This is a genomic window from Agrobacterium tumefaciens (genome assembly GCF_017726655.1).
Lineage (GTDB): Bacteria > Pseudomonadota > Alphaproteobacteria > Rhizobiales > Rhizobiaceae > Agrobacterium > Agrobacterium tumefaciens_B.
This window is the reverse complement of record NZ_CP072309.1, coordinates 1,502,155-1,526,877: the sequence shown is the minus strand read 5'-3', so window position 1 is coordinate 1,526,877 and position 24,723 is coordinate 1,502,155. Positions and strand designations below refer to the sequence as shown.

20 protein-coding genes are annotated in these 24,723 nt (G+C 59.0%); 6 read left to right on the top strand and 14 right to left on the bottom strand.

What is annotated here, in order from left to right; all coding sequences use genetic code 11:
• Nucleotides 1-200 precede the first annotated feature (200 nt).
• Both AT6N2_RS21255 and AT6N2_RS21250 read left to right on the top strand, forming a co-directional pair.
• Entirely contained in the window at nucleotides 201-1,100 is a 900-nt protein-coding gene (locus tag AT6N2_RS21255) for a LysR family transcriptional regulator (RefSeq protein ID WP_209091260.1), read from the top strand.
• Nucleotides 1,101-1,259: 159 nt separating this feature from the next.
• Nucleotides 1,260-3,548, top strand: coding sequence for an NADP-dependent malic enzyme (locus tag AT6N2_RS21250; RefSeq protein ID WP_209091258.1), 2,289 nt, complete (start codon nucleotides 1,260-1,262; stop codon nucleotides 3,546-3,548).
• A 156-nt stretch (nucleotides 3,549-3,704) separates the two neighbouring features.
• Here AT6N2_RS21250 and AT6N2_RS21245 read toward each other — a convergent pair whose 3' ends face one another.
• Entirely contained in the window at nucleotides 3,705-5,438 is a 1,734-nt protein-coding gene (locus AT6N2_RS21245) for a methyl-accepting chemotaxis protein (RefSeq protein ID WP_209091257.1), read from the bottom strand.
• 288 nt (nucleotides 5,439-5,726) lie between these two features.
• Between AT6N2_RS21245 and AT6N2_RS21240 the strand changes: the two genes are divergently transcribed.
• Complete coding sequence (locus AT6N2_RS21240) at nucleotides 5,727-6,980, top strand: NAD(P)/FAD-dependent oxidoreductase (protein WP_209091256.1); 1,254 nt, start codon at nucleotides 5,727-5,729, stop codon at nucleotides 6,978-6,980.
• Nucleotides 6,981-6,992: 12 nt separating this feature from the next.
• On the opposite strand, the gene AT6N2_RS21235 is transcribed toward AT6N2_RS21240, so the two are convergent.
• Complete coding sequence (locus AT6N2_RS21235; protein ID WP_209091255.1) at nucleotides 6,993-7,526, bottom strand: hypothetical protein; 534 nt, start codon at nucleotides 7,524-7,526, stop codon at nucleotides 6,993-6,995.
• Nucleotides 7,527-7,592: 66 nt separating this feature from the next.
• Complete coding sequence (locus tag AT6N2_RS21230) at nucleotides 7,593-7,817, bottom strand: aa3-type cytochrome c oxidase subunit IV (protein ID WP_063949169.1); 225 nt, start codon at nucleotides 7,815-7,817, stop codon at nucleotides 7,593-7,595.
• 391 nt (nucleotides 7,818-8,208) lie between these two features.
• Here AT6N2_RS21230 and AT6N2_RS21225 point away from each other — a divergent pair, with 391 nt between their 5' ends.
• Nucleotides 8,209-8,748 (top strand): TRAP transporter small permease subunit, encoded by a 540-nt coding sequence (locus tag AT6N2_RS21225; protein ID WP_144576581.1) that lies wholly within the window; start codon nucleotides 8,209-8,211, stop codon nucleotides 8,746-8,748.
• A 32-nt stretch (nucleotides 8,749-8,780) separates the two neighbouring features.
• Complete coding sequence (locus AT6N2_RS21220; protein WP_209091254.1) at nucleotides 8,781-10,262, top strand: TRAP transporter large permease; 1,482 nt, start codon at nucleotides 8,781-8,783, stop codon at nucleotides 10,260-10,262.
• A gap of 360 nt (nucleotides 10,263-10,622) precedes the next feature.
• Here AT6N2_RS21220 and AT6N2_RS21215 read toward each other — a convergent pair whose 3' ends face one another.
• Nucleotides 10,623-11,720 carry a TRAP transporter substrate-binding protein gene (locus AT6N2_RS21215; RefSeq protein ID WP_144576582.1) on the bottom strand — a complete coding sequence of 366 codons (1,098 nt, stop codon included), beginning with the start codon at nucleotides 11,718-11,720 and terminating at the stop codon, nucleotides 10,623-10,625.
• Nucleotides 11,721-12,010: 290 nt separating this feature from the next.
• Between AT6N2_RS21215 and AT6N2_RS21210 the strand changes: the two genes are divergently transcribed.
• Nucleotides 12,011-12,766: a gamma-glutamyl-gamma-aminobutyrate hydrolase family protein gene (locus AT6N2_RS21210; RefSeq protein ID WP_209091253.1), complete on the top strand. Its 756-nt coding sequence runs from the start codon at nucleotides 12,011-12,013 to the stop codon at nucleotides 12,764-12,766.
• Nucleotides 12,767-12,862: 96 nt separating this feature from the next.
• On the opposite strand, the gene AT6N2_RS21205 is transcribed toward AT6N2_RS21210, so the two are convergent.
• The 10 genes from AT6N2_RS21205 to AT6N2_RS21160 form a co-directional block, all read right to left on the bottom strand.
• A complete protein-coding gene (locus AT6N2_RS21205; RefSeq protein ID WP_063949164.1) occupies nucleotides 12,863-13,891 on the bottom strand; it encodes an ABC transporter permease in 1,029 nt (342 codons plus the stop codon).
• A 32-nt stretch (nucleotides 13,892-13,923) separates the two neighbouring features.
• Nucleotides 13,924-15,465 (bottom strand): sugar ABC transporter ATP-binding protein, encoded by a 1,542-nt coding sequence (locus AT6N2_RS21200; protein ID WP_063949163.1) that lies wholly within the window; start codon nucleotides 15,463-15,465, stop codon nucleotides 13,924-13,926.
• A 224-nt stretch (nucleotides 15,466-15,689) separates the two neighbouring features.
• Entirely contained in the window at nucleotides 15,690-16,619 is a 930-nt protein-coding gene (locus AT6N2_RS21195) for a sugar ABC transporter substrate-binding protein (protein WP_063949162.1), read from the bottom strand.
• A gap of 346 nt (nucleotides 16,620-16,965) precedes the next feature.
• On the bottom strand, nucleotides 16,966-17,676 hold the full coding sequence (locus AT6N2_RS21190; protein ID WP_063949161.1) for a ribonuclease activity regulator RraA: 711 nt from the start codon (nucleotides 17,674-17,676) through the stop codon (nucleotides 16,966-16,968).
• 33 nt (nucleotides 17,677-17,709) lie between these two features.
• Nucleotides 17,710-18,507 (bottom strand): NAD-dependent epimerase/dehydratase family protein, encoded by a 798-nt coding sequence (locus AT6N2_RS21185; protein WP_209091252.1) that lies wholly within the window; start codon nucleotides 18,505-18,507, stop codon nucleotides 17,710-17,712.
• Between the two features lie 11 nt (nucleotides 18,508-18,518).
• Complete coding sequence (gene araD / locus AT6N2_RS21180) at nucleotides 18,519-20,243, bottom strand: L-arabinonate dehydratase (RefSeq protein WP_209091251.1); 1,725 nt, start codon at nucleotides 20,241-20,243, stop codon at nucleotides 18,519-18,521.
• A gap of 37 nt (nucleotides 20,244-20,280) precedes the next feature.
• Nucleotides 20,281-21,360 (bottom strand): ABC transporter ATP-binding protein, encoded by a 1,080-nt coding sequence (locus AT6N2_RS21175; RefSeq protein ID WP_209091250.1) that lies wholly within the window; start codon nucleotides 21,358-21,360, stop codon nucleotides 20,281-20,283.
• A 22-nt stretch (nucleotides 21,361-21,382) separates the two neighbouring features.
• Nucleotides 21,383-22,426, bottom strand: coding sequence for a carbohydrate ABC transporter permease (locus AT6N2_RS21170; RefSeq protein WP_209091249.1), 1,044 nt, complete (start codon nucleotides 22,424-22,426; stop codon nucleotides 21,383-21,385).
• Nucleotides 22,419-23,387 (bottom strand): carbohydrate ABC transporter permease, encoded by a 969-nt coding sequence (locus AT6N2_RS21165; RefSeq protein ID WP_063949156.1) that lies wholly within the window; start codon nucleotides 23,385-23,387, stop codon nucleotides 22,419-22,421. Before AT6N2_RS21165 ends, AT6N2_RS21170 begins: the two co-directional genes overlap by 8 nt.
• Before the next feature lie 57 nt (nucleotides 23,388-23,444).
• Entirely contained in the window at nucleotides 23,445-24,716 is a 1,272-nt protein-coding gene (locus AT6N2_RS21160) for an ABC transporter substrate-binding protein (protein ID WP_209091248.1), read from the bottom strand.
• Nucleotides 24,717-24,723: the final 7 nt, after the last annotated feature.

The following is a 24,723-nucleotide window of genomic DNA, read 5'->3' as shown; positions in this document are numbered from 1 at the left end:
CCCCTTGGACGGCAGACAATGTGCTTGAACAAATCCTCCCCGGTCCGGATCGCCCTCACCTGCACAGGCGGTAAAGACGCTCACGATCCTGAGCTGCGGTATAACGTCGCCTGCGACAAGATGACAATGCGCGAAAAGGACAATTTTGATAAGCTGCACTTATATCACGCAAAGCCTGCCGCTATAAAGACCTCTCTGCCATGGACACTCGACAACTTACCATATTCGTGGAGGCCGCAAGGGCCAGGAATTTCCGCGCCGCAGCCATACAGCTCGGCATTGCCCAGCCGGCCGTTACACAGCGCATCCGACAACTGGAAGAAACGCTTGGCTTCAAACTCTTTCATCGTATCAATCGCGGTGTGGAACTCACGCCGGCGGGGCAATCCATGCTCGTTGAGGCGGAAGAAATCCTCGCCCGCACCAAGAGCGCGATGGACAAGGCGCGGCAGATAAGGCGTGGCCAGCTGGGAACGCTGCGCATAGGTTATGGCACCAGCGTCATGGCAGAGCGGAAGCTGCCGGCGCTCATCACCCGCTATGGGGATGAGCACAGGGATGTGACTCTGGAGCTCTTGCCTGGCATGACGATGGAACAACTGATCGAGCAAGTGGAAACGCGCAAGACCGATGTCGCCTTCATCCGCACGCCCCTTCCCCCGCTACCCCAAACCTTGAGGGCGATGCCGTTCGACCGCTCGAAACTATGCGTGGCGGTTTCGGAAGATCATCCGCTTGCCTCCCGCTCCAGACTCTCGGCTGGCGATATCGCGCAGGAAAATCTCCTGCTGCCGATCGACGAGATCGGCCTGGGCCTCAGCAACAGCGCACTGACCCTTTTCGAGGATGCCGGTTGCGAGCCGAAGATCGGCATGCGTATCGCCAATATCAATACGATCCTTGCGCTTGTGGAAGCAGGTGCGGGAATTTCCATTCTGCCGGAAAGCACCGTGCGTTCCACACGTGGCATTGCCGCTGTGCCGATCGACAGCGCCGAGGCATGGTCTGACTGCGTGCTCGTCGTCAGGCGTGGCCCACTCGCCCTTCATGTGGACGCCTTCGTAAATATGGCGCTCCGGGCTTACCAACGCGGCCCCTAAGGCCAGCAAGTGGACTTAATCGATTAAAACGTCTTTAAATTTCATTACGCTTAAATTTGCTGCACTGAACAACAATGAAGGCTTGGCAGGCGCGCGAAAAATACAATAACAACGGCTGATATTTTTACATTGTTATCGCCAGGAAAGCACGCTCAGCCCATGTCCGACACGACAAAACCCGCAAGCACCAGAACATCGGTTACGGATCAGGAAGCCCTTGATTTCCACGCACAGGGCAGGCCGGGCAAGCTGGAAATCACCCCGACGAAACCGATGGCAACCCAGCGGGACCTGTCGCTCGCCTACTCTCCCGGCGTGGCCGTACCGGTAAAAGCCATCGCCGAAAATGCGGCGACCGCTTACGATTACACGACGCGTGGCAACATGGTCGCCGTGATTTCCAACGGAACTGCGATCCTTGGCCTTGGCAATCTCGGCGCGCTCGCCTCCAAGCCAGTGATGGAAGGCAAGTCAGTTCTCTTCAAGCGCTTCGCCGACGTCGATTCCATCGATCTTGAGGTCGATACCGAAGACGCGGACGAATTCATCAATTGCGTGCGTTATCTCGGCCCCTCCTTCGGCGGTATCAATCTCGAAGACATCAAGGCGCCGGAATGTTTCATCATCGAAAGCCGGCTGCGCGAACTGATGGATATTCCCGTTTTCCATGACGACCAGCACGGCACCGCGATCATCGCCGCCGCAGGCCTCATCAACGCCATCGAACTGACAGGGCGCGATTTCAAGACGACAAAGCTCGTTTGCAACGGTGCAGGCGCCGCCGCGATTGCCTGTATGGACCTGATCAAGGCGATGGGCTTCAACCCGGAAAACATCACCCTCTGCGACACCAAGGGGGTAATTTATCAGGGCCGCACGGAGGGTATGAACCAGTGGAAATCGGCGCACGCGGTGAAAACTGAGAACCGTACCCTGGCGGAGGCAATGAAGGGCGCGGACGTCGTCTTCGGCCTGTCGCAGAAGGGCGCCTTCACCGAGGAGATGATCCGTTCCATGGCGCCGAAGCCGATCATCTTCGCGATGGCCAATCCGGATCCCGAAATCACGCCGGAGGAGGTGTCCCGCATTCGCGACGACGCCATCATGGCGACCGGTCGCTCCGATTATCCGAACCAGGTCAATAACGTCCTTGGCTTCCCCTATATCTTCCGCGGCGCGCTTGACGTTCGCGCCCGCCAGATCAACGACGCGATGAAGATTGCTGCTGCACAAGCGCTTGCCGATCTGGCGCGTGAGGACGTGCCTGACGATGTGGCGGCCGCCTATCAGGGCAACCGCCCGCGTTTCGGACCGCAATACATCATTCCGGTGCCTTTCGATCCACGCCTGATTTCGGCCATTCCCGTTGCCGTGGCCAAGGCTGCCATAGAGACCGGCGTCGCCCAGCGCGAACTACCTGATCTCGATGCCTATGCCCGCGAGCTTTCCGCACGCCGCGACCCGATGGCCTCGACGACGCAGCGCCTTTATGAGCGTGTTCGGCGCTCGCCCAAGCGCGTGGTCTTTGCCGAAGCGGAAGAAGAACAGGTCATGCGTGCGGCGATTTCGTTCACCGCTCAAGGGCTTGGCAACGCCATCCTGCTCGGCCGCGACGATATCATCAAGGCCAATGCGGAGCGTGCTGGCATCGATCTCGACCGTGCCAATATCGAAATCACCAATGCCCGTCTCTCCAGCCGCGTGGATGCCTATATCGACTATCTTTACGCTCGGCTGCAACGCGGCGGCTTCCTGCTGCGTGACGTGCAACGCCTGATCCACAACGACCGCAACCACTTCGCCGCCTGCATGGTGGCAATGGGCGACGCTGATGCGGTAGTGACGGGCGTTACACGCAATTATTCCACCGCGCTGGAAGACATCCGCCGCTGCATCAACACCAAGCCGGGGCACCGCGTGATCGGGGTTTCTCTTGTTGTCTCGCGCAACCGCACCGTTTTCGTCGCCGATACCGCCGTCCATGACATGCCGAATGCTGAGGACCTCGCCGATATCGCCGAAGAGGCAGCGGGCCTCGCGCGCCGTTTTGGTTACGAGCCCCGCGTTGCCATGCTCGCTTATTCCACCTTCGGCCAGCCGGTCGGTGAACGCTCCGACAAGGTACGCGAAGCGGTGAAAATCCTCGACAGGCGCAACGTCAACTTCGAGGTCGATGGCGAAATGTCGGCCGACGTCGCGCTGAACCACCAACGCATGCAGAGCCAGTATCCCTTTGCGCGGCTGTCTGGCCCGGCCAATGTTCTGGTCATGCCCGCCATCCATTCCGCCTCTATCTCGACCAAGATGCTGCAGGAACTGGGCGGAGCGACCGTCATCGGTCCGCTGCTCGTTGGCCTCGATAAATCGGTACAGATCACCTCGATGGGTGCCAAAGACAGCGATATCGTCAACATGGCAGCGATAGCGGCCTATAACGCCGGACGATAATGGACCGCCTGGGCGGATTGATCCCTGCCGACGGAACACGCACAGCACGAAGTCGAACCGTTCTCTCAGGAACGCCGCCTTCGCTTTAAACAGATACGGTGGCTGTTTTGCAGCCACCGGATTTTATCTCGTTAGAGCCTGCCTGGCGAAGCCCCCTCAGGCGGCCCGCGCCGGCCGATGGGACTGCCGCCCGGCATTTGGCCGCGCGGTATGGATTGAAGAGCCATCCTCACGCTGCACGGAGCGGCGGTTGAGCTTGAACAGGCTCACGAGCTGAGACAGAGCCTCTGCCCCTTCTGCAAGTGTCGCGCTGATGGCCGTCGTCCTTGCACTCATCGCGGCATTTTCCTGCGTCATACGGTCGAGCTGGCTGACGGCCCTGTTGATTTCGCCGATGCCGAGAGATTGCTCGTCGGCTGCCTTCGCGATCATGTCGACATTGCTGTCGATATGTTTCACGAGCGCATCGATCTGCTTGAGAGCTTCGCCGGTTTCGCCCACGAGCCGTACCCCTTCCAGCACTTCGGTGCCGGAATTATTGATCAGCGCCTTGATTTCCTTGGCGGCATTGGCGGAACGCTGCGCAAGTTCGCGAACTTCCTGAGCAACAACCGCAAAGCCCTTGCCTGCATCGCCCGCACGCGCCGCCTCCACCCCGGCGTTGAGTGCCAAGAGGTTGGTCTGAAAGGCGATTTCATCGATGACGCCGATAATCTGGCTGATCTCCCGCGACGCCGTCTCGATCCGCTGCATGGCATTGACGGTCCGCGCCACCACCTCCGTCGAAATGGATGTCGATTCGCGGGCGCTCTGAACGAGCCTTCGGGTCTCCCTGGTATTTTCAGTGGAGGAATGAACGGTTGCCGTGATTTCCTCCAGCGCGGCGGAGGTTTCTTCAAGCGCCATGGCCTGTTCGCGCGAACGCTCGGCCAGCTGTACCGATGCCTCGCTTACTTCCTGGCTGCTGCGTGTCAGATCACCTGTCTGGCCAAGCACATTTTCCAGCGTCTTCTGAAATTCGGCGATGGACTTGTTGAAATCGCGGCGCAGACCTTCGAATTCGCCGATGAACGGCCGGTCGAGGGTAACGCGGATGTTGCACTGGGAAAGCCGCTCAAGCGCTTCGCCCAGCTCTTCCACGGCACGAACCCGCTCGGTGATGTCAAAAGCGAATTTCACCACCTTGAACACGCGGCCGCGATCATCAAGGATCGGGTTATACGAGGCCTGAATGAAGACGCGTTTCCCGTCCTTGCCAAACCGCATGAACTGGCCGGTGGAGAAACTGCCCGAGCGTAGCTCCTCCCAGAAGGTCCGGTAATCCGCGGATTCAACATAGGATGGCTCGCAGAACATCGAGTGATGCCTGCCGACAATCTCATTCTCCTGATACCCGACCGCCTCCAGAAAATTGGCATTGGCGCAGAGAATGGTTCCGTCTGGGTCAAACTCGATCATGGCCTGCGCGCGAGACAGCGCCGCCAGCTTGCCGTTATCTTCGGCGCTCTTTCGCCTCGTCATGGTAATGTCGCTTGCAATCTTTACGACCTTGTAGGGTTTACCGAAACGGAAAACGGGATTGTAGGAAGCTTCGATCCACAGCTCGTCGCCGTTCTTGGTCCGGCGGCAATATTGCCCTTTGTCGTGTTCACCGCGCGACAGCTTCTCCCAGAAACGACGATATTCGGGAGAGGTGACTTCATCTGGAGAAACAAACATCCGGTGATGCCGACCGACGATCTCCGACTCCGTGTAACCGACAGCCTTGCAGAAATTCTCATTCGCCTTGAGGATGTTACCATTGAGATCGAATTCAATGATGGCTTGGGAGTTGCTGAGGGCGTCTAGAACCGCGCTCGCATCGAAACCGAACTTTGAAAAACGAGACATACTGAAATCCCCAAATTTACTGAATACGGACTGCCCGCCGTTCTGAAACCGGTTGCCGGCCTGGCTGCGAGAGAACCTAGTAGACGTGCGTTAAATAGCACTTAATGTTGGAGCATAACTATTTATAGTTGAAAGTATTTTTCCTGCCGTTTCCTTGGCGTCGCCTTGTGCCGTCAGCGCTTATTTGCCACACCACTAATATTTCTTCGAAGGCGGCATGAAGCGGCCTTTCATCGGCAAGGCATTCATTGGTATTGCGATCCAAGAAATTGTCTTGCAGGAGCGCCGATGACCAAAACCCTGAAATGCGACGTGCTGGTCATCGGCACCGGCATTATCGGTTCCATGGCGGCGCTTTATCTGCAGAATGCGGGCCGTGATGTGGTGCTGTTAGAGCGCGGCGACGTTGCACGGGGCGCAAGCTCCGGTAATGCCGGCATTCTGGCATTTTCCGAAATCATTCCCATCCCCGCCCCAGGCATCATGAAAAAAGCCCCCCGCTGGCTATTCGACCCGCTCGGTCCACTAAGCGTCCCGCCGGCCTATGCGAGCAAGATTGCGCCTTGGCTGTGGCGCTTCTGGCGCGCCAGCGCCGAGCGCAACTTCCGCCATGGCCTGAAGGCACTGACCGACATCAACCGGCTGGCCAGCGTTGAAATGGCCCATGTTGCGGCCATGCCGGAGCTTTCGCACCTCATTTCCAAAACCGGCACGCTCGATCTTTACGACAGCGAGGCAAGCCTTGAAGCTTCGCGGATAGACTGGGACGAAAAGGAGCGCGCCGGATTTACCTTCCAGCGCGTCGGTCGCCGGGAAATCGAAGAGCTGCAACCGGGACTCGCGCCGCAATTTGGCCACGCTGTATTTTCTCCTGATGGCTTGCAGGTCTCGGATCCCTACGATTTTACCCGCGCGATTTTCGATCTCGTCATCGCCCGCGGCGCCAGCTTGCGGAAAGGCGAGGCTGAGCGCATCGACGCCGTCGGGGAAAGTACGATCGTCACGCTGGAAAATGGTGACAAGATCGATGCCGACAAGGTGATTGTCGCCTGCGGCGCGTGGTCCCGGAAGCTCGCGGCATCGCTTGGTAATGTCGTGCCGCTCGAAACGGAGCGTGGCTACAACACCACGCTTCCCGCCAATGCCTTCAACCTAACGCGTCAACTTTATTTCAATGACCACGGTTTCGTCGTCACGCCGCTTGCAAACGGCATTCGTGTCGGCGGGGCGGTGGAGCTTGGCGGTCTGGAACTGCCAGCCAATTTCCGCCGCTCGGAAGCGATGCTGAAAAAGGCGGGACGCTTCCTGCCCGGGCTGAGGCTTGAGGGCGGGACGCAATGGATGGGTTTCCGCCCGTCCATGCCGGATTGTCTTCCCGTCATCGGAACGGCAAGGGCAACCCCTTCTGTTATCTACGCTTTCGGCCATGGCCATCTGGGCCTGACCCAGTCCGCCGCCACCGCGCGGCTGGTGACGCAGCTCGTCAACGCCGAAGACACCACCATTTCCGTCGATCCGTTTCGGGCTGGACGCTTTTCCTGACCGTAAAGCCTGTTACTTTACCGGCTCCATCGATCCTTCGGGGAATTTTACATCGGCAAAGGACGGATAGACCTTGCGCAGAATGCTCACCTGCTGCTGGTCGGTGACCCGCAGAAGATACCAGTCTTCACCATCCAGCATTGCCAGCGTATGGGATTTCGCCTCGATTTTCTGGCCGCCTGTCTCCATGACCGTCTTGGTGGGAACGAGAGCATAAGGCGTCCCATCAGGCGTCTGCGCATAGGTGATCGCCTGCTTGTCCATGCTGAATTCGGTGATCTTCACCGCTGCGAGCGCCATCTGCATCTGCGCCGTCAGCGCAGTCCGCAACTGTTCCACGGTTATGCCGGCGTCTTTTGCGATCGACTCGAATATCTTCGGCGGCACGGTTTTGCCGACGAGCTCGAAATCCTGCGCGTTCAACGCAGCGTCGAACCGCTCGATCTGTTTCAGCAGGCTATCCTGCTCGGCCCCCGACAGGTCACGCGACCATGACGGATGCGAAAGCGTCACCAGCAGAAACAGGCAATGGAGCAGGCGTTTCATCACAGTGCCTCTCCGGCCGTTCGGCAATGGTGGGCTATCGCCCAAACCGCCTACGAGCGTTTTCGCTCAGCGCAACAGAATGAAGCCTGCGACAGAAAGAACGAGGAAGACGACCAAGCCGCCGAGCAGACCCGCCGATGTGAAGAAGCCTGCAACCATCGCCAGCATCAAGACGCACAGCACCATCGTGCCATACTTCGTCAGGGCCAGGAAACCGTTATAGGTCTTCTCGTGTTCGGCATAATTCATCTCGGCACCAACTTCGACCGGACCTGTGTGGTGTTCGCTCATTCCGCTTCCCCTTTGCTCCATCCAACACGGCCGCGACGCGCGGCTTGCCCCCCAAAATCGATCGAGAGCGCATGCCGGATTCTCCATAGCTTGACGTAACATAAACCCGGCGAAAGACGCAATGCACCGCGCGCGAAAGAAAGGCGCAGTCACAAGAGAGAAGAAATTCTGAGCCTGCGCAACATCCTTTCAGGCGGGGTTGAAAAAAGCGCGTAAAAGCCCCGTTTCCTCGCGGTTTTTGTTGCTTTTCATGTCGCTGGACCATACACGGGAATCTGTGGGGAGGAACACCGGGACCTGTGGAAGCGGAGGCACGTGGAGGCGTGGCCGCGGGGAAAGGCGCCCGGCTTTACTTTCCGCCACAAGCCCGAAAAGGGAAGAGGGGAAAGTCATGAAATCGCTCTTGAAATTAAGTGCGCTGATAGATCTTGTCAGCGAAGGTCTAGGCAAGGTCGCCGGATATCTCGTACTGATCTGCTGCCTTGTGAGCGCCGGCAACGCCATGGTCCGTTATGCCCTGAACTATAGTTCGAATGGCTGGCTGGAAATCCAGTGGTACATGTTTGCCTTTATCGTGCTGATCGGCGCTTCCTACACACTGCGCATGAATGAACATGTGCGCGTGGACATCATCTACGGCGCGATTTCGGCGCGAAAGCGGATCTGGGTGGATATTGTCGGCATCGTGCTGTTCCTGTTGCCGGGCTGCTTCTACCTCGCCTGGCTGTCCTGGCCGATGTTCACCCTGTCATGGTATCAGAACGAGATGTCGTCCAATGCCGGCGGCCTCATCCGCTGGCCGGTCAAGCTCATCATCTTTGCCGGTTTTGCCCTGCTGGTTCTGCAGGGGTTTTCCGAACTCATCAAGCGCATAGGCGCCCTCAACGGGCTTTATGCGCTCGACACCAAGTACGAAAAGCCCCTGCAATGATCGCGCCGATCTGAACCTTCAGGATATTTCACATGTTTGAATATGGAATTCTTCCACCACTGATGTTCCTCGGCATGATCATCTTCATGCTCTATGGATTTCCGGTCGCTTTCTCGCTCGCCACTGTCGGCCTCGTCTTTGGGGTCATCGGCATCTTCACCGAGCATTTTTCACCGGCCTTCCTTCAGGCTCTGCCGCTGCGCATCTTCGGCATCGTCTCAAACGATCTTCTGCTCGCCATTCCCTTCTTCACCTTTATGGGCGCAATCCTGGAGCGATGTGGGCTCGCGGAAGATTTGCTTGAGGGAACCGGTAAACTCTTCGGCGCCATTCCCGGCGGCCTCGCTTATGCCGTCATCATCGTCGGCGCGATCCTTGGCGCCATTACGGGAACCGTTGCGGCTTCCGTGATCACCATGGGCGTGATCTCGCTGCCGATCATGCTGAAATATGGCTACAATCCGCGCCTTGCCACCGGGGTCATCGCGGCATCTGGAACGATCACGCAGGTCATTCCACCCTCGCTGGTACTGATCGTCCTGGCCGACCAGCTGGGAAAATCGGTTGGCGACATGTATCTCGGCGCGATCGGCCCATCGATCCTGCAGGTCGCCATCTTCATGCTCTTCATCCTGTTCATGTCGATCGTGCGACCGAAGGACCTCCCGGCACTGCCGCCGGAAGCCCGCGGTGAACTCAACCGGGCGCTGGTGTTTCGTGTGCTCGCGGGCATGATCCCTTCCATCGTGCTGATTTTCCTCGTCCTCGGCACCATCTTTCTGGGGCTGGCCACCCCCACCGAAGCGGGTGCGCTGGGCGTCGTCGGCGCGATGGCTCTCGCCGCTGCCCATCGTCGCCTCACCTGGGACCTCGTCAAGCAGGGTATGCATTCCACCATGCACATCACGTCGATGGTGGTGTTCATTCTGGTCGGCGCGACCTGCTTCTCCCTCGTCTTTCAGGGCATGGACGGTTCACTCTGGATCGAACACATGTTGTCGGGCATTCCCGGCGGCCCCATCGGCTTTCTGATCTTCGTCAACATCTTCATCTTCTTCCTGGCCTTCTTTCTCGATTTCTTCGAGATCGCCTTCATCGTCATTCCGATGCTGGCACCGATCGCCCAGTCCCTAGGCATTGACCTCATCTGGTTCGGTGTCCTGATCTGCATCAACATGCAGACGAGCTTCATGCACCCGCCCTTCGGCTTTGCGCTGTTTTACCTGCGCTCCATTGCGCCGCGCTCTGTCAAGACATCGGATATCTACATGGGCGCCATTCCGTGGCTCGGCATGCAGCTCATCCTTGTCGCCATCGTGATCTTCTGGCCGGAATCCGTCACCTACTGGCTCGATAAAACGCCGCAGGTCGACCTGAATTCCATCAAGATCGAAATACCAGCCTTCGGCAATCAGGGTGGTAACACGATGCCGAACTTCGGCCTGCCGGGGGGCCAGCCGGGAGGGTTGCCGGGCACGCCGAATCTGGGCGAGCCCCCGAAAATCGGGCCCTGACGACCGACTTATAGATAGATCGGCGCAAAGCTGCTGACAGCAACGTGGAAGGCAAGGTTGCCCCTTGCCTTCCACGTTTTTGAATCAAACCAGACCATCGCAACCAGCCTGCCCGGCTCCTTCCGCTGACGAACGACTTGCACGACGTTTTCGAACCCGCGCCCAATGGCAGGTTCGCAGAGGACATCGTGCTATTTCACCGGCCTGCCCCGGCTGTTCACGGGCCGCCGCCTTCGTTCTCAGAGGCGTTATAAATCGCCATCCACTTTTTCGAATCCGCGAAAGTATAAGCGAGCAACAAAAACCCCGGAGACCGAAGTCTCCGAGGCCTTTGCCCGGGCCGCCGCCGTTGCCGAATGATCAGAGCTTGCCGTTGCGCTGCTGGATCATCATGAAGGTGTCGAAAGTATATTCAGCGAGCTGCATCCAGAGATATCCCTCGCGCTTGAAGGCTACCTGATCCTCGTAGATTTTCTTGAAGTCAGGATTGGACGCCGAAATATTGGCGTAGACCTCGAGCGCCGATTTATAGCAAGCCTCGAGAATTTCCTGGCTGAACGGCCGCAGCACAGCACCTTCAGACACTAGCTGCTTGATGGCGATCGGGTTCCTGGCGTCGTATTTCGCCATCATATTGGTATTTGCGAAGGCGCAGGCGTCCTGCAGAGCCGTCTGGTAGTGCTTCGGCAGGCTGTTCCACTTGTCGAGATTGACAAAGGAGTGGATGACCGGACCGCCTTCCCAGAAGGCCGGATAATAATAATACTTCGCCACTTTCTGGAAGCCGAGCTTGTGGTCGTCGTAAGGGCCAACCCATTCCGCCGCATCGATGGTGCCCTTTTCGAGCGCCGGGTAAATATCGCCGCCGGCGATCTGCTGCGGCACGACGCCGAGCTTTTCAACCACCTTGCCGGCGAGACCGGCGATACGCATCTTCACGCCCTTGAAGTCATCAACCGTGTTGATTTCCTTGCGGAACCATCCACCCATCTGGGCGCCGGTGTTGCCAGAAATCATGCCGTAAAGATTGTGCTTGGCGTAAAACTCGTTCAGCAATTTGTTGCCGTTGCCCTCATAGAACCAAGAGTTCGTCAGGCGAGCATTAAGGCCGAAGGGTATGGCCGTGCCGATGGCGAAGGTCGGGTCCTTGCCGACATAATAATAGGAGCAGGTGTGGCACATTTCGACGGTGCCCGAAGACACCGCATCGGCCGCCTGCAGACCAGGCACGATTTCCCCAGCGGCAAAGGGCTGAATGGTGAAATTGCCATCCGTCGCGGCGGCCACATGTTTGGAAATATCCTCTGCGCCGCCATAGATCGTGTCGAGTGATTTCGGAAACGATGACGTCAGGCGCCAGGTGATCTTGGTATTTTGCTGCGCAATGGCGGGCGCAGCCAGTGCTGCCGTGGCAGCTCCCGCAAGCGCACCTTTTCTCATAAAGGAACGGCGATCCATCTATATCCTCCCAGATATGAACGCTGCCTGCAGCTTTGAATTCCCCTCGTTGCTGTTCAGGCAACACAAAGTAAGCACGGTTGGAGCCCGACTGACAAGCGCCTGAACAGAGAATTAATGGAGGAAGAACCTGTCAGCCGGGGAATTTTCTTCGCGTTTTATTTGCAACCGAAATATCGCGGCATCGCCTTATACTTTAGGTGCATGCGCGGTTGAGAGCTGGTGTAAGCAGCGCTTGACTTGGCGGACCGGCAGCCCCACAAATTTCGAAAATTCGTCTCGGAGCAATCATGCCAAAACCCATCATCGCCGTTCCCGCCGACATCAGGCATTTTGCCGGAGCCGACTGGCACGCCGCGCAGAACCAGTATCTTTCCGCCGCTCTGAAAGTCGCCGGCGTCATGTCCTTCGTCGTCCCCGCATTCGAGAATGGCAATGAGATCGACGCCATTCTGGACCGGGTGGATGGCCTGCTGGTATCCGGCTCCGCGACCAACGTGCACCCTTCGCTCTACGGAAAAGAGGCACAAGAGAGTGACGGTCCTTTCGATCCAGCCCGCGATGCCACCAGCCTGCCGCTCATTCGCCGCACCATCGAGCGCGGAATTCCAATGCTCGCCATCTGCCGTGGCATTCAGGAGCTGAACGTGGCGCTTGGCGGCACGCTGGCGTCCGAAATCCAGGAGCAGCCCGGCACATGGGACCACCGCAAGCCGGAACATGACGATCGCGACGTGGCCTTCGCCATTCGCCAGCCGGTTCATGTGAGCGAAGGCTCCTGCATCGCACAGCATCTCGGCATGTCGGGCGAAATCCAGATCAATTCACTGCACCGGCAGGCGATCGCCGAAACCGCACCGCGTCTGCAGGTGGAAGCAACGGCGGCGGACGGCACCATCGAGGCCGTCTCGGTTTTAGACGCCAAAGGCTTTGCTGTCGGTGTACAGTGGCATCCGGAATATTGGGCCGAAACGGATGCGCCATCGCGGGCGCTGTTCGAAGCCTTCGGCAAAGCTGTCCACGCCTACCGAGACAGCAAGGTCTGATCCCGCTGCGCTGTGGGGCGCAAGCACGCGCCTGTCGTCAGGACATAAAAAAGGGGCAAGCCCTGAAAGCTTGCCCCAGTTCGGGAGGAGGAGGATTTAGCGCTTTGCGCGCTTCTTCTGGCGGTAGACGTCGGCCACCACGGCGGCGACGATGATCAGGCCTTTGACGATCTCCTGATAGTAGGCGTCGACCCTGAGGAATGTGAAGCCGGACGTCATGACACCCAGAATGATCGTGCCGATCACGGTTCCGGTGATACGTCCCGCGCCGCCGGCCAGCGACGTGCCGCCGATTACGGCTGCGGCGATGGCATCAAGCTCATACATCACGCCCATACCGGCCTGTGCGGTCTGCGCACGGGCCGCGGTGACGACACCGGCAAGACCTGCGAGCAGACCGGCAATCGCATAGACCTTGACCAGATGCGCCTCGATATTGATACCGGACACGCGTGCGGCCTGCTGGTTGGCGCCGATCGCATAGGTAAACTTGCCGTAACGCGTATAGCGCAGCGCCACATGGAAGATGACGGCGACGACGAGGAACACCACGACCGGCCAGATGCCAGTGCCGATGAAATTGAAGCCATCGGTGAGCCCGGAGATCGGCTGACCCTTTGTGTACCATTTTGAAAGACCGCGCGCTGTCACCATCATGCCGAGTGTGGCGATGAACGGCGGAATTTTGGTTCGGGCAATAAGCTGGCCGTTAATGAAACCCGCCAATGCACCAGCCAGAACACCGACCGCCAGCGGAATGAAAAAAGGCAGATCGGTCAAACCAGGATAAAGCGCCCGGGGCCATGTCGATGACTGCCCGACGCTCGCGGACAACATCGCGGTCAGGCCGACAACGGAGCCGGAAGAAAGATCGATGCCGCCGGTGATGATGACCTGCGTCACGCCAACGGCGATGATGCCGATGACAGACACCTGCAGGATCATGATCGTCAGGCGCTGCTGATTCATCAAAAAGCTCTGGCCGATGAAAATCCAGCCGAGGATTTCATAGACCAGCGCAATGCCGATCAGAACGAAGAAAATATTGGCCTCGGGCGGTATGCGCCGGTGCGGCTTGCGTCCAGATTTTGCACCCAACTCCACGTCGGCGGCGTTCGTAGTCATAATAATTCCTCCTCGAGAAATCCCGGCGCGCCTCACCGCGATGCGAGATCCATCACCTTCACCTGCGTGGCTTCACTTCTATCAAGGAAGCCGGTCACCCGACCTTCATGCATGACCATGATGCGGTCGCTCATTCCCAGAACCTCCGGCATTTCGGAGGAAATCATGATGACAGCGACGCCCTGGCGCGCCATCTCGCAAACCAGCTTGTGGATTTCCGCTTTGGCCCCGACATCGATGCCGCGCGTTGGCTCATCCAGAATAAGAATGCGCGGCTTGGTCAGCATCCAGCGGCCGATCAACACCTTTTGCTGGTTGCCGCCCGAAAGGTTCTCGATGCGCTCATAAAGATGCGGCGTCTTGACCCGAAGCTTGCGGCACATCTCCTCGCAGGCTTCCGACAGGGCGCTTTCCTGCACGAAGCCATTGGCGACATATTTGTCCTGCAGGACCGCAATCTGCATGTTCTCGAGAATATTGAGGATCAGCAAGCACCCGGTGTCCTTGCGGTCCTCCGTCAGGAACGCCATGCGATGGCTGATGGCCGTCGTTGGGCTGTCGATCGACACGGTCTTGCCGTTGATTTCAATCGTGCCGGAGGACGCAGGCGTCACGCCGAAGACGGTTTCCGCCACGTTGGAACGGCCAGATCCGACGAGGCCGGCAACGCCGAGAATTTCACCGGCGCGGACATCGAAGGAGACGTCATGGAAGACGCCATTGAGTGTCAGGCCCTTGACAGACAGCACCACATCGCCGATCGGGACCTCTTCCTTCGGAAACATCTGCGTGATTTCGCGGCCAACCATCATGCGGATGATGTCGTCTCGCGTCACATCGGTCGAGGAATGGGTCCCGATATACTTCCCATCGCGAAAGACCGAAAACTCATCGGCGATCTCGAACAGCTCGTTCATCTTGTGGGTGATGTACACGATGCCGATTCCGCGTTCCCTCAGATCGCGAATGATGCGGAACAGATGCTCCACCTCACGCTCCGTCAGCGCAGATGTCGGCTCGTCCATGATGAGGACGTCGGAATCGTAGGAGACAGCCTTGGCAATCTCAACCATCTGACGGCTCGCGACCGAGAGTTCGCCGACGCGGGTCTCGGGATCGATGTCGATACCGAGCCTCTCAAGCAGCGCCTGGGTGCGCCGGTACATTTCACCATGGTCGATGAAGCCCAGCCGATTTTTCGGCTCGCGGCGGATCCAGATGTTCTCCGCAACGGTCATGTAGGACATCAGGTTCAGTTCCTGATGGATCATGGCGATGCCGTTTTCCAGCGCGTCGAGAGGGGAATCGAGACGGATCGGCGCGCCCTTGAGGCGAATTTCGCCCTTGTCCGGCTGGTAAATCCCCGCGAGGATCTTCATCAGCGTTGACTTGCCGGCGCCGTTCTCGCCCATCAACGCGTGAACGCTGCCGCGCTTGAGGTGAAACTGCACGTCGTCGAGCGCCATGACGCCAGGAAACTCCTTGCGTATACCATCCGCCGCGAGAAGAAATTCCGCATTCGGCACGGCTCCGCTGGCGCGCACGGCGGCCATTGTTGATGGACTGACGACCATCTCATCCTCCACAATAGACAAAATTCCGGCGTCAGGCATTCTCCTGCAGCGCCCTGCCTCCGAGGAGGCTTGCAGCACCATGTCGATCAGGACGCTAGACGGCGCTGCAACGGTTTCACGACGGAAGTCGGGCATCGATCGGCTGGGCCGGCACTGCCTCCGGCGCAGCCAGGAGCCGGCACCCTGACCCGATAACAATCGGACACGGATGCCGGAGGAAGGCCTTAGTTCTTGGCCACGTAGTCCTTGACGTTTTCAGGAGTTACGAGCTGGAAGGGAATGTAGACCTTCTTCTCGACCTTGTCGCCCTTCACGAGCTTCAGCGCTGCATCAAGAGCGCCCTTGCCCTGTCCTGCCGCGTCCTGGAAAACCGTAACATCGAGGTCGCCCGCCTGCATCGCGGCAAGTGCGTCCTGTGTCGCATCCACACCGGCAACGACATATTCCTTCATGTCCTTGCCGGCCGACTTCAGAGCCTGGATGGCGCCGATGGCCATTTCGTCGTTGTTGGCGATGACGGCGTTGAACTCGACGCCGCTCGACAGCCAGTTGGTGACGAGGTCGGCACCCTGGGTACGCTGCCAGTTCGCAGTCTGCTCCTCCACGATCGAGATGCCTTTGCACTCGTCGGTCTTGAGAACATCATGAACCGCCTGGGTACGCATGCGCGCGCCCTGGTTGGAAAGCTCGCCCATCATCACCACGGCCTTGCCCTTACCACCGAGAAGGCGGCAGACTTCTTTGGTTTCGAGCGTGCCGGCGACTGTTTCTTCGGAAGCCACGAAGGCCTGGCCATCCGGCAGGCTGTCAACGTTCACCGGCTGGCGGTTGACGTAGACGAGCGGAATCTTGGCATCGGCGGCAAGCTTCGACATGGCGGCCGTCGCGTCCGTATCGACGGGGTTGACGATGATCGCATCGACCTTGGAGGCGATGAAATTCTGGATCTGGCTCTGCTGCTTGGCGACGTCGTTCTGCGCGTCTTCGACCTGGAGGGTAACGCCCTTCAGCTCCTTGGAATAGTCCTGCATGCCATTGCGCAGCACCGTCAGGAAGTTGTCGTCGAACAGCGCCATCGAAACGCCGACAGTCTCTGCATGTGCCGCCGTGCCCATAAGCACAGATACGGCTGCACCGATGATGAATTTCCTCATTGTTTTTCTCCTCCATGGCGTCCGGTGCCGCCTCTCCCAACCGGAGGCGAACCCGCAGGTTCGCCGCAACCTCCTCACACCAGAAAACGGAATAATGAAACCGAATTTCTGTCTGTTCGATATATTTATTCCATTTTTGGCTCAGACGTCAATGCCTTCTTCGCAGCGACGCTGCAAAGCGGGACACAAGGCGGTAATGGGCTTGAATTTTCAGAAAAAACGATTTCGGAGCGAATGTTCGGAAAGCGCCGAGCGTCCTTCTCAATCATTGGATCCATTGGAGGCTCAAACAGAAACGCCGCGCAACTGGCGTCGCGCGGCGTTGGTTTTCGAATGGCCTGAGTGTTCAGCGATTGTTGATCTTACGCCACTCCGCAAAAGCAGTCTGATGCTCTTCCTTGGTGCAAGGGTAAAGCCCGATGATCGTCTCTCCGGCTTTCACCTGCTCCACCACGAAATCTTCGTAGGCCGTCATTTCCACCGCTTCCGTCGCCACCTCATCGGCAATGCCGGCGGGGATGACGATGACGCAATCCGCATCGCCCACAATGATGTCCCCGGGAAAGACCGGTGCATCACCGCAGCCGATGGGGCCGTTGATCTCGATAGCCTCGTGTTTGGTGAGGTTGGTCGGGCTGGAAGGCCGGGTGTGGTAGGCCGGAATATCCAGCTCGGCTATCGTGGCCGCATCGCGAAAACCGCCATCGGAAACGATGCCCGCACCGCCGCGCACCATCAGGCGCGTGACAAGAATATCGCCGGCCGAGGCGGCAGAGGCATCCTTGCGGCTGTCCATGACAAGTACATGGCCGGGAGGGCAGGTTTCGATGGCGACTCGCTGCGGGTGGGCCGGGTTGCGGAATTCGACGAGCTGGTTGCGATCCTCTCGGGCCGGCATGTAGCGCAGGGTAAAGGCAGGGCCAACCATGTTCTTGCCCTTGTAGCCCAGCGGGCGCACGCCCTGGATGACCTGGTTGCGCAGGCCGCGCTTGTACAGCGCTGTCGCCAGCGTGGCGACGGAAATCGTCAACAGTTTTTCGCGCGTTTCATTGTTCATATCTGTCTCCTCGCAATGGCCGGATAATGTGTTTCAGGTCCTGTGAATGGGCTCATCGATAAAAACGCCGCCCTGGTATTTCGCGATCGCGGCCTCGGAGTCGGGGCGCGGGACGTCGCGCTCGATTTCGGCCCGGTAGCGCGCGGCATTGTCGCGCCGCTGCCAGCCCAGAAAATCGACATGTGAATTATCCCACCAGCTGTCGTCATTGGCCGAAACGCCCCAGATAACCGGGCAGCCGAGTTTTCGCACGCGGAAGGTCGCCTCTATCAGAGAGACGAAGTCGCCATAGCTGAGCCAGGTCGACAACATGCGCCAGTTCGTGGGTTTCTCTTCACAGGAGCCGATGCGCACGACGGCCGTCTCCTGTCCGAATTTGGAATGGTAGAGGCTTGCCATCGCTTCACCGAAAATCTTGGAAACCCCATAGAGGCCATCAGGCAGAAAAGGCGTCTCAGGACCAAGCTGCTGCCCCTGGGCATAATAACCGATCGTGTGGTTGCTGGAGGCAAACAGGATGCGAGGATTGCCGTGTGCCCTCGCCGCCTCATAGAGATTGTAGACACCACGCAGATTGGCGGCCTCTATTGGATCGAAGGCCCTCTCGACAGAAATACCGCCGAGATGAACGATACCGTCACAGCCCTTGACAAGATCATGCACTGCCTGCTCGTCCTCCAGCGCGCAGCGGACGAGCTCTTCATGAGGCGCAGGCGAACCGAGATCAACCACATCAGAAAGACGGATGGTTTCAGCAACATGGCCAAGCCGTCCGCGCAACATGCTGCCCAGCTTGCCGCCGGCACCGGTGATGAGCAATCGCTTCAACATGATGGTGCCTCTTAGAAAATATCCGGCTCGCCGGCGGAGCGGCCAAAATCTGTCTGCAGGAAGTCAAAGTCGCAACCCTGATCCGCCTGCGTGACGTGTTTGGAGAAGAGATAGCCATAGCCACGATCATAACGCGGCGCAGGCGCCTGCCATGCCCGCCGGCGCTCTGCAATTTCCTCTTCGCTGACCAGCATATCGAGGCGGCGCTGCGGCAAATCGAGGCGCACAATATCGCCGGTTTTCAGCAGTGCCAGCGGACCGCCGACGAAACTCTCCGGTGCGACATGCAGGACGCACGCCCCGTAGGACGTGCCGGACATGCGTGCATCGGAAATACGCAGCATGTCGCGGTGGCCCTTTTTGATCAGCGCCTTCGGGATTGGCAACATGCCCCATTCGGGAAAACCGGGACCGCCGAGCGGACCGGCATTGCGCAGCACCAGCACATGGTCGGGCGTCACGTCGAGATTTTCATCGTCGATGGCGGCTTTCATTTCCGGGTAGCTGTCAAACACCAGTGCGGGACCCTGATGTACATGGAGTTTGGGATCGCAGGCGGCCGGCTTGATGACGGCGCCGTCAGGGCACAGATTGCCGCGCAGCACGGCAAGAGAGCCTTCCGCATAGACAGGATTGTCAAGCGAGCGGATCACGTCGTCATTATAGACTTTTGCACCCTCGAGGTTTTCGCCCATGCTGCGGCCTGTCACGGTCAGCACGGAACAGTCGAGACGACTTTCCAGCTGCTTCATCAGCGCTCTGAGACCGCCAGCGTAAAAGAAGTCCTGCATCAGATAGTCCTTGCCCGAAGGGCGGACATTGGCGATGAGTGGCGTAACGCGGCCAAGTTCGTCCAGTTCGTCCAGCGTCATCGGCACACCGGCGCGGCGCGCCATGGCGATGAGGTGGACGACGGCATTGGTGGAGCAGCCGGTGGCCATCGCAACGATGGCGGCGTTGCGGAAAGCTGCCGCCGTCAGGATCTGGTCTGGTGTCAGGTCTTCCGACACCATCTCGACAATGCGGCGGCCGCAGGCGGCGGACATGCGCTGATGTTCGGAATCGACGGCCGGAATGGAGGAGGCACCCGGAAGGGTGATGCCGAGCGCGTCGGCAATGGCCGTCATGGTCGAGGCCGTGCCCATCGTCATGCACACACCGGCAGAACGGGCAATGCCGCCTTGCACGCCACGCCATTCCTCGTCCGTCACATTGCCTGCGCGGCGCTCATCCCAATATTTCCAGGCGTCCGAACCCGAGCCGAGGACCTTGCCGGCATAATTTCCGCTCAGCATCGGGCCGGCCGGCAGATAGATCATCGGCACACCGGCCGAGATCGCACCCATGACGAGGCCCGGTGTCGTCTTGTCGCAACCGCCCATCAGCACCACGCCGTCAAGCGGATGCGAACGGATCATTTCCTCCGTCTCCATGGCCAGCATGTTGCGGTAAAGCATGGACGTCGGCTTGGTGAAGCTCTCATCCACCGAGAGGGAAGGCATTTCGACCGGGAAGCCACCCGCCTGCAACACGCCGCGTTTCACGTCCTGCACGCGCTCAGGAAAGTGCGAGTGACAGGTGTTGAGTTCCGACCAGGTGTTGAGGATACCGATGACGGGTTTGCCGACAAAATCCTCCTCCGCATAACCCAGCTGCATCATGCGCGAGCGGTGGCCGAAACTGCGCAGGTCGTCGGGTGCAAACCAGCGGTCGGAGCGGAGTTTTTTATCGGTCATGTCAATGGTCCTGCATTGCGGGTTGCGCTTAAGGCTATCAGTCCTGCCGGAGCGTCAGCCCGCTCGTCGTATCGAAGAGATGGATGTGTTGAAGCGGCGCCGACATGCGGATGACTTCGCCTGCCGATGTCGAGGTCTGGCCGGAAAGATGCAGCGTTACGTGAGTGCCGTCACCGAGATTGCCGTAGAGATAGGACTCCCCGCCCAGTTGTTCCGCTGTGCGAACCGACATCGTCAGCCCGCCGCCTTCGCCCGGCTCCACATGGTTCGGGCGCACGCCGAGCGTCACCTTCTGACCAGGCTTATAGGCAAAGCCGGTCTGCGGCAGCGGGATCAACTCGCCCGTCGCGATCTTCAGCGCGGGCGTTGCGTCCGAGGTCACTTCGCCTGCGAAAAAGTTCATTTTCGGGGAGCCGATAAAGCCTGCCACGAAGAGATTGGCCGGGCGGTTATAGAGATCGAGCGGCACGCCGAATTGCTCGAGCTTGCCGGCGCGCAGAACGGCGATCTTGTCGGCCATGGTCATGGCTTCCACCTGATCATGCGTGACGTAGATCATGGTGTTGCCGAGCCGCCGATGCAGACTGGAAATTTCGCCGCGCATATCAACGCGCAGCTCTGCGTCGAGGTTGGAAAGGGGTTCGTCAAAAAGGAAGACGCGGGGTTCACGCACCACGGCGCGACCGATGGCAACGCGCTGGCGCTGACCGCCCGACAGGTCCTTGGGGCGACGCTCCAGAAGCTGGTCAATCTGCAGCATCTTGGCGACCTGGGCGATCTTCTCGGCGATTTCCTTCTTAGGTGTGCCGATATTCTCAAGACCAAAAGAGAGATTTTCGCGGACCGTCATATGCGGATAAAGCGCGTATGACTGAAACACCATGGCAAGGCCACGATCGGCAGCGGGCACGGTGTTGACCACATCGCCACCGATGACGATATCGCCGCCGCTCAACTCTTCGAGGCCGGAGATCATGCGCAGCAGGGTGGACTTGCCACAGCCGGAAGGGCCGACGAACACGCAGAATTCGCCATGTTTGATATCGAGATCGACGCCTTTGATCACATCGAGTGCGCCATATGTCTTTTTGACCTGACGAAGCTGAATACTTGCCATTGTCGTATTTCCTCCCTGAGGATTATTTGCCGCCAGTCGATGCAATGCCGGTGGCGATGTATTTTTGCAGGAACATGAACACCAGCGCGATCGGGGCGAGTGTCAGCACCGTCATGGCCAGAAGATTGCTCCATTCCGTCGTCATCTCGCCCTGGAAGGAGTTGAGCGCCAGCTGCAGGGTGAAGTTGTCGTTGCGGGTCAGCACGATGAGCGGCCAGAGGAAATCGTTCCAGCGCCACATGATCGCAAGGATCGCGAGAACCGCAAGCGCCGGTGCTGAAAGCGGCAGAATGATGCGCCAGTAGATCTTCCACTCGCTGGCCTTGTCCATGCGCGCCGCATCGAGAATTTCATCCGGTATCGTCAGCATATATTGGCGCAGCAGGAAGACGCCGGTCGGTGTAGCCGCACCGGGTATAATCACGCCCCAGAGACTGTTGATCATGCCCAGCTGGCTGGTGATGAGAAACAGCGGCACCAGCACGACGGTCTGCGGGATCATCAGCGTACCGACCACCAGCGCCAGCACGGCGCCCCTGCCCTTGAACTGATATTTCGAGAGCGCGAAGGCCGCCATGGAATTGACGATCAGCATGATGATGGTCGAGGTCACCGTGATGAAGGTCGAGTTCCAGAAATAGAGCGGGAAATTGAAGCGCTGGAAAAGCTCGGTATAGTTTTCCGTCGCGAGCGCCACCTTTTCAGCCGGCTTCAGCTCGTTGAACGGCATCTTCAGCACTTCCGCCGGCTTGGCGGGATCAACCACCTGCGCCACGAGGCCGATGCGGCGGATCATGCCGAGCTTGCGGCCGTCTTTATCCACATAGGCCGGCAGCGGCGCCGCCTGCCCGTCGACTGCGACGGTTTCCTGGCTATAGGGCAGAAGGCGCGGCGGGAAGCGCTGGAGGTCGGCTTCCGTCTTGAACGAGGAGAGCACGAGCCAAACGACGGGGCCGAACATCATCAGCACGGCAACGCCGAGATAGGCGTAGGACAGCCAGTCGGTCCAGTGCAGCTTTCCGTCGCGGCCACGGGTACGGGTCAGAAATGCGCCAATCCTAGCCATCGACCTTGCTCCTGTTTGCCCGGAATTGCAGGGCGGTCAGCACCACGAGCACCACGGCGAGCAGCAGCGAAGCCGCAGCCGCGAGGCCGAAATTGCGGGGCGTCCCGGCAAAGCCGGTCTGATAGATGAACTGAATGATGAAAGTCGTCGCCGAACCCGGGCCACCGCCGGTAAAGGCAAAGACTTCATCGAACGTCTGCACGCCCTTGATGACAGACAGGACGAGAACGACCAGCATGGTGGGCGCAAGCAGTGGCAGGGTAATGCGTCGGAAGATGCGCCATGGGCTCGCCTTGTCCAGCTGCGCGGCCTCATAGACATCACGCGGGATCGCCTGCAGTCCGGCGAGAAGAATGAGGGTGTAAAAGCCCATATGCGCCCAGACCGACAGGAAGACCGACCAGCCGAAGGCAAGATTGGCTTCGAGCAGCCAGTCCACCGAACCGAGACCGAGCCCCTCCATGGCGGCATTAAGGACGCCGAAACGCTGGAGAATCCACTTCCAGATCAGCGCCACGACAACGGGCGACAACAGAACCGGGAAGAAGAAGACCGCGCGAAAAAAACCACGCGCACGGATATCACGATTGAGCACGATGGCCGTGATCAGTGAGAATCCGACCATGAAACCCACCTGCAGCACGACAAAGAACAGCGTGTTCCAGACGGAGCGCCAGAAGAGGTCTCGCTCGCAGGAATTCGGATCAAGGTAGTTCTGACAGGAAAGAAGGACCGAAAAGTTTTCGCCGCCCACCGAAGGACGCTCGGAAAGCAATATTTGTTCGCTGCCGGTCACGGAGTAGGCCATGTTCAGCACGATGGGCAGAAAGGCGAAGACCGCAAACAGGATCAGGTTGGGCGTCAGAAACACCCAGGCGATCCGACGGTGGCCGAGGACCTTCTGCAGGAAGGAAAAGGGCAGTTCGACAATGCCCATGACGGGCGCAAGAAATTTATACATGAGGGTCCTCCTTCTATCCGGCGCGGCGCGGCATGCGCCGCGCCGGAAGGCGATGGATCACTTCGCCTGCTTCAACGCTTCCTCAAGGTCAGCCTTCGCACGGGCCATCGCTTCATCGACCGTGCTCTCACCAACGATGGCCTGGGTGATACGCTGGACCGAGATGTTGAACATGGCGCGGTTGTTCTTGTAGCCCTGATAGGCATAGGCAATCGGGCTGATGCCGGGCACCTGATCCAGCCAGGCGTTCATGGCCTTCTGCGTTGCAGGCGTTGCGCCTGTGTAGGTCACGCCCTTGTCAGCCACGGCCTTGTTGGCTGGAACGTTGCGGGTGCGCACGGTGAAGTCGAGATAGTTCTCGTCCTGAGCGAGGAAGTTCAGGATGTCGGCAACGATCTTGGGGTTCTTGGTCTGCTTGAAGCCGACGATCCCGGTGCCGCCGGGCATGCCCGTGCAGGCTGTGCCACCACAGGGCTGCGGTACGACTTCCCAGTCAAACGCATCGCCGACCTGGCTGTCGAAACGCGCGGTCTGCCAGCTGCCGGAATAATAATAGACCAGCTGGCCGTTGATGAACTCCTGCGCGGCGTCGCGGTAGGTATTACCGCCCTGTCCGGCCCACACGTCACGCGCCATGGTTCCGTCCTTGTTCCACTCCACGAATTTCTTCACGAAAGTCGTAAAGCCCTCATCGACGAGGATCGGCTTGCCGTCAGCATCGAAAATCTTCGCGCCATAGGAAATGGCCGGGCCGGCAATGCGGTGGCCGGAGCGGTCGATCGCCATCGGGTAAGGTGTGCCGGTCGCCTTGGCGACGGCGGTGGCGGCCTTCGCCCAGTCGTCCAGCGTCGCATCCTTGCCGGGAACGGCGACGTTCGCCTGATCGAACAGGGTGCGGTTAATGAAGGCGCCGGTGATGGTCAGCTGCGTGTGCATGCCGTAGATGCCCTTGTCATCAGGGCCGCTGCGGTACCATTTCAGCACATTCGAGAAGTTGTCTTCCCAATATTTCGCGTCCACATAGGGCGTGAGATCAAGATAATAGCGGTTGAGGCCGCCCAGATCGGTCACGGTTGCGAAATCAGGACCGCTGCCGCCGGCGAGCTGCACGGGCAGGCCTTCCAGCAGTGCCTTGTAGGGCACGACGTCGGTAACGATCTTCACATCAGGATGCTGCTTTTCGTAGCGCGCGAGAATATCCTTCAGGATTTCGCAGCCGTTGCCGTCATAAGCGCACGTAAAGCGCACTTCCTGGGCCGCCTGGGCGGCACCGGCCAAGGACGCCGCGCCAATGGCGAGCGCCAGTGCCATGCTGTATTTTTTGGTCATCTGGTTT

What these genes read in the sequence shown, in the direction of transcription:
- AT6N2_RS21255 (WP_209091260.1), top strand. Translation starts at nt 201, where the DNA reads ATGGACACTCGACAACTTACCATATTCGTGGAGGCCGCAAGGGCCAGG.
- AT6N2_RS21250 (WP_209091258.1), top strand. Translation starts at nt 1,260, where the DNA reads ATGTCCGACACGACAAAACCCGCAAGCACCAGAACATCGGTTACGGAT.
- AT6N2_RS21245 (WP_209091257.1), bottom strand. Translation starts at nt 5,438, where the DNA reads ATGTCTCGTTTTTCAAAGTTCGGTTTCGATGCGAGCGCGGTTCTAGAC.
- AT6N2_RS21240 (WP_209091256.1), top strand. Translation starts at nt 5,727, where the DNA reads ATGACCAAAACCCTGAAATGCGACGTGCTGGTCATCGGCACCGGCATT.
- AT6N2_RS21235 (WP_209091255.1), bottom strand. Translation starts at nt 7,526, where the DNA reads ATGAAACGCCTGCTCCATTGCCTGTTTCTGCTGGTGACGCTTTCGCAT.
- AT6N2_RS21230 (WP_063949169.1), bottom strand. Translation starts at nt 7,817, where the DNA reads ATGAGCGAACACCACACAGGTCCGGTCGAAGTTGGTGCCGAGATGAAT.
- AT6N2_RS21225 (WP_144576581.1), top strand. Translation starts at nt 8,209, where the DNA reads ATGAAATCGCTCTTGAAATTAAGTGCGCTGATAGATCTTGTCAGCGAA.
- AT6N2_RS21220 (WP_209091254.1), top strand. Translation starts at nt 8,781, where the DNA reads ATGTTTGAATATGGAATTCTTCCACCACTGATGTTCCTCGGCATGATC.
- AT6N2_RS21215 (WP_144576582.1), bottom strand. Translation starts at nt 11,720, where the DNA reads ATGGATCGCCGTTCCTTTATGAGAAAAGGTGCGCTTGCGGGAGCTGCC.
- AT6N2_RS21210 (WP_209091253.1), top strand. Translation starts at nt 12,011, where the DNA reads ATGCCAAAACCCATCATCGCCGTTCCCGCCGACATCAGGCATTTTGCC.
- AT6N2_RS21205 (WP_063949164.1), bottom strand. Translation starts at nt 13,891, where the DNA reads ATGACTACGAACGCCGCCGACGTGGAGTTGGGTGCAAAATCTGGACGC.
- AT6N2_RS21200 (WP_063949163.1), bottom strand. Translation starts at nt 15,465, where the DNA reads ATGGTCGTCAGTCCATCAACAATGGCCGCCGTGCGCGCCAGCGGAGCC.
- AT6N2_RS21195 (WP_063949162.1), bottom strand. Translation starts at nt 16,619, where the DNA reads ATGAGGAAATTCATCATCGGTGCAGCCGTATCTGTGCTTATGGGCACG.
- AT6N2_RS21190 (WP_063949161.1), bottom strand. Translation starts at nt 17,676, where the DNA reads ATGAACAATGAAACGCGCGAAAAACTGTTGACGATTTCCGTCGCCACG.
- AT6N2_RS21185 (WP_209091252.1), bottom strand. Translation starts at nt 18,507, where the DNA reads ATGTTGAAGCGATTGCTCATCACCGGTGCCGGCGGCAAGCTGGGCAGC.
- araD (WP_209091251.1), bottom strand. Translation starts at nt 20,243, where the DNA reads ATGACCGATAAAAAACTCCGCTCCGACCGCTGGTTTGCACCCGACGAC.
- AT6N2_RS21175 (WP_209091250.1), bottom strand. Translation starts at nt 21,360, where the DNA reads ATGGCAAGTATTCAGCTTCGTCAGGTCAAAAAGACATATGGCGCACTC.
- AT6N2_RS21170 (WP_209091249.1), bottom strand. Translation starts at nt 22,426, where the DNA reads ATGGCTAGGATTGGCGCATTTCTGACCCGTACCCGTGGCCGCGACGGA.
- AT6N2_RS21165 (WP_063949156.1), bottom strand. Translation starts at nt 23,387, where the DNA reads ATGTATAAATTTCTTGCGCCCGTCATGGGCATTGTCGAACTGCCCTTT.
- AT6N2_RS21160 (WP_209091248.1), bottom strand. Translation starts at nt 24,716, where the DNA reads ATGACCAAAAAATACAGCATGGCACTGGCGCTCGCCATTGGCGCGGCG.